At 60.6% G+C, this 3,687-nt stretch carries 3 protein-coding genes; all 3 read left to right on the top strand.

Going from position 1 to position 3,687, the window contains the following annotated elements; genetic code table 11:
* The coding region (locus LQV45_RS20510; RefSeq protein ID WP_230008598.1) for a hypothetical protein at positions 1 to 253 on the top strand (253 nt) is incomplete at its 5' end.
* 755 nt (positions 254 to 1,008) lie between these two features.
* A complete protein-coding gene (locus LQV45_RS20505) occupies positions 1,009 to 2,058 on the top strand; it encodes a LacI family DNA-binding transcriptional regulator (protein WP_230008597.1) in 1,050 nt (349 codons plus the stop codon).
* 36 nt (positions 2,059 to 2,094) lie between these two features.
* Positions 2,095 to 3,687 (top strand): ABC transporter substrate-binding protein (locus tag LQV45_RS20500; protein ID WP_230008596.1); only part of this gene is annotated, 1,593 nt, incomplete at its 3' end.

Below are 3,687 nucleotides of genomic sequence, written 5' to 3'. Positions count from 1 at the left end.
AAAAAGACCTGAAAGCGAACAAGGTCGTGTAACGCAAAACTCGTGGCCGAATGAACTTGTGTCAGCAGAAGCAGGCGAAGAAGAAGTCACCGATGAGCCCCGGGATCACACCCACACGGGTGTGGACAACGTACACATCCCCTTTGGCCGCACGAGACGGCACGCACCTCTCCTTCAGCCCCTCAGCGGCGACGAATCTCCGCAGGAAATTCGCGCAGGTCATGTCAGCATCACAACCCCACGCCATGAATAGGTACAAGACCAACCAAGCCCACCAGACAAAGCCGCAAAGGAGACCCGAATGACCCCACATCCCAGCAGGCGGAGGACTCAGTAGCCAGAGCCATGACCCCGCCACCCACACAACTTCACAGGCCACCACGGCGGCTAGGCACCAGGCGGGGAACAGCGTCAGACCAACCAGGGTCAATGTACACACGTTAAAGCAAAACCCCCTCTGACGAGGGGGAATGCTGTGCCCCAGGTGGGACTCGAACTGCATTCCAGCCCCTGCAAACGCTGGGAAGTCCCCGAACATGCGGAATCCGGCCCGATCCGGCACCAGTACGACCGGGCCCGAAGCCCCAAGTGTGCACTTTGTACACACCCAAAATTGGCCAGTTCCACGGATCAGGACGAAGCCCCACCCGAGCTCCTTCGATCGCAGGAAGAGCCCGCTTATGGCCGATATCGAGTCGCGTCAAGGCTAGGCCGCCGGCTGAAATTCGAGTTCAGCCCAATCGACCCGGACGGGTCGGGAGCCAAGGGCGGCGGATATCCGGCCCGCCACTTGTCTCGCGGGATTCGATTATCTAGTGCGATTTTCTCTCGTTCACCCAGAAGATCCGACAGGGCGCCGACAACCCTCCGCACGCTGCTTGACACTCCAACCCAACGCGGGATATGTTCTATCTCACATCTACTTACGCGCGTTAGTAACGCGCATCAGTAGATTTAGCTAGACTCTCATCCAAAGTTCAGCCCTTATTACTAGACATCGGACGGTCAATGAAGACGAACCCTCGGCAGGTCAAAGTGACAATGCAGGATGTCGCGAACCATGTCGGAGTCTCTCGGACGACGGTTTCCTTTGTCCTAAACGGCGGAACGGGAAACGGAATTCCACAAGAAACCCGTGACCGCGTCCACCGGGCCGTGACCGAACTGGGCTACCGCCCGAACGCTGGAGCCCGAGCGCTGGCAGCCAAACACACCAAGCTCTACGGGCTGATCACGGAAATTGTTACGGCGCCTTATGCCGCCGACATCGTCCGAGGCGCCGAGGAACAGGCCGCGCGGGAGGGTAAAACACTACTGATCGCCAGCACCGACGGCAGCAGTGACGCCGACCGGCAGGCAATCGAAACGATGCTCGAGCACCGTGTCGAGGGTCTGATCTATGCAACAAGCTGGCATAGGGGCGTCCGGCTGCCGGCTGTCGCAGACGAGGTGCCGACGGTCCTGGTTCACTGCTTTGACGAAGCGGCCACCCTCCATTCCGTCATTCCTGACGAGGCTCAGGGCGGCTACGCCGCCACTATGAGGCTCATCGGGGCCGGACACGACCGGATAGGGCTCATCAACCTTGATCCCGTAATTCCAGCAGCCATCGGCCGCCGGGCCGGTTACGTCCGCGCTCTGGACCAGGCAGGTATGGGCCTGGATGAGAAGTTGATCATCAACGAGGACGGCGAGGCAGACCAGGGCTACCGTGCGGCATCCTCCCTCCTTGACAGCGCGGTGCCGCCTACGGCCATCTTCTGCGCCACTGACCGTATGGCCATGGGCGCATACGACGCCATCAAAGAACGAGGGTTTCGTATTGGGGAAGATATCTCCGTGGTTGGCTTCGACAACCAGGAAGTTATCGCCAGCTACCTGCGACCCAGCCTGACGACTGTCGCACTGCCATTCCGGCAAATGGGGGCAACCGGCGTCGCGCTGCTGGCCAAACTGGCAGCGAACCGCGATCTAACACCGCTCCAACACATTGTCGAATGCCCTCTGGTGGAGCGTACATCCGTGCGCCTGCCCCTCCTGACGTCCACCACCCGCTAACCCCATCTCCCTTTCACTGACGAAACGAGCTCCCTCATGCCCAAAATCAACCCCAAAAGATCACTGACCGTTGTTGCAGCCACACTTGCGATCGGCGCCCTGACTCTCACCGGATGCAGCGCCGGAAACACAGCTGGAAGCACAGCAAACGGCGGAAGCGCCTCCAGCGGGCTCCTGACCATCCCCCGGGAGGACACCGCAACGTTCACCAGCAACTTCAACCCGTTCTCCCCGAAGGCGCTGCCTATGACGCAGCAGTCGGTCTTCGAGCCACTGCTGATCGTCAACCCCGTCAAGGGCGAACCCGTGCCCTGGCTCGGCGCTTCGTGGAAGGCAGACGAAGACGGCAAGGGAGCGACGTTCACCCTCCGCGACGGGGTCAAATGGTCGGACGGACGGCCACTGACGGCCGATGACGTGGTGTACACCTTTGAGCTCCAGAAAAAGATCCAAGGCGGGTTCGACTACTTGGCCAAGGTCTCAGCCGTAGATGCGCACACTGTACGCTTCGATTTCAACAAGCCCTACGCGCCCGGACTTTACGAAGTCGGCCAGCAGGTCATCGCCCCTAACCATGTCTGGTCCCAGATCGCGGACCCGGCAAAAGCCACTAACGACAATCCGGTCGGCACGAGTCCTTACACGCATGTCTCCCATTTCCAGGCACAGTCATTCGAGCTCGATAAGAATCCCAACTACTGGCAGCCGGAAAAGCAGCAGCTGACCGGCATCAGGATGCTGGCCTTCGCCGGCAACTCCGGTGCCAACCTCGCCCTGCAGAATGGCGATGTGGATTGGAGCGACCAGTTCATCCCCAACGTCCAGAAAACCTTTATCGACAAGGATCCGGCCCACCGCCACTTCTGGTACCCCACCATAGGTGGCACCATCAACTGGCAGCTCAACACCACCAAGGCTCCCTTTAACGATTCCGTCGTCCGCAAAGCACTCAGCATGGCCGTGGACCGCGATCAGGTGACCGGCCTGGGCATGGCGGGCTACACCCATCCGGCCGACTGCACCGGCCTCAGCGACGCCTACAATAGCTGGCGCGACCAGAGCATCGTCGACAAATGTGACTGGACCAAGCTGAACGTGGACAAAGCCAACCAGATGCTCGATGACGCCGGTTACAAAAAGGGAGCCGACGGCATCCGCACCCTCAAGGACGGCAAACCGTTCCAGTTCAAGTTCTCTGTCGGCTCGGCATCTTCGGACTGGCTCTCCGTCGGCCAGATCATCTCCAAGAACATGGAAAAACTCGGCGTTAAGGTCGAAGTCAGCTCCCCTGACTGGTCCCAGGTCGTCTCCTCCTACACCGACGGATCCTTCGACAGCGGCATCGTCTGGAGTAGTGCCGGCGCGTCCCCGTACGAGTTCTACCGCGGCGTAATGTCCCAGAAGGTGGTTGTGCCGGCAGGGCAAAAGGCGAACGAAAACTACCACCGCTTTGGCGACGCGGAAGCGACCGCAACCCTGGACAAGATGGCGGCAACGGCAGACCCGGCAGCACAGAAGACCCTCGTCGGCACCCTGGAGGCCCGCTTCAACGACGCGGCCCCGGTGATCCCGCTGTTTTCCGGCCCGGCGTGGGGCGCCTACACCGACCAGCGATTCACGGGCTGGCCC

Source organism: Microbacterium sp. Bi128 (assembly GCF_918698205.1).
The sequence above is the reverse complement of the archived record's forward strand: the minus strand, read 5'-3'. Positions and strand labels throughout refer to the sequence as shown.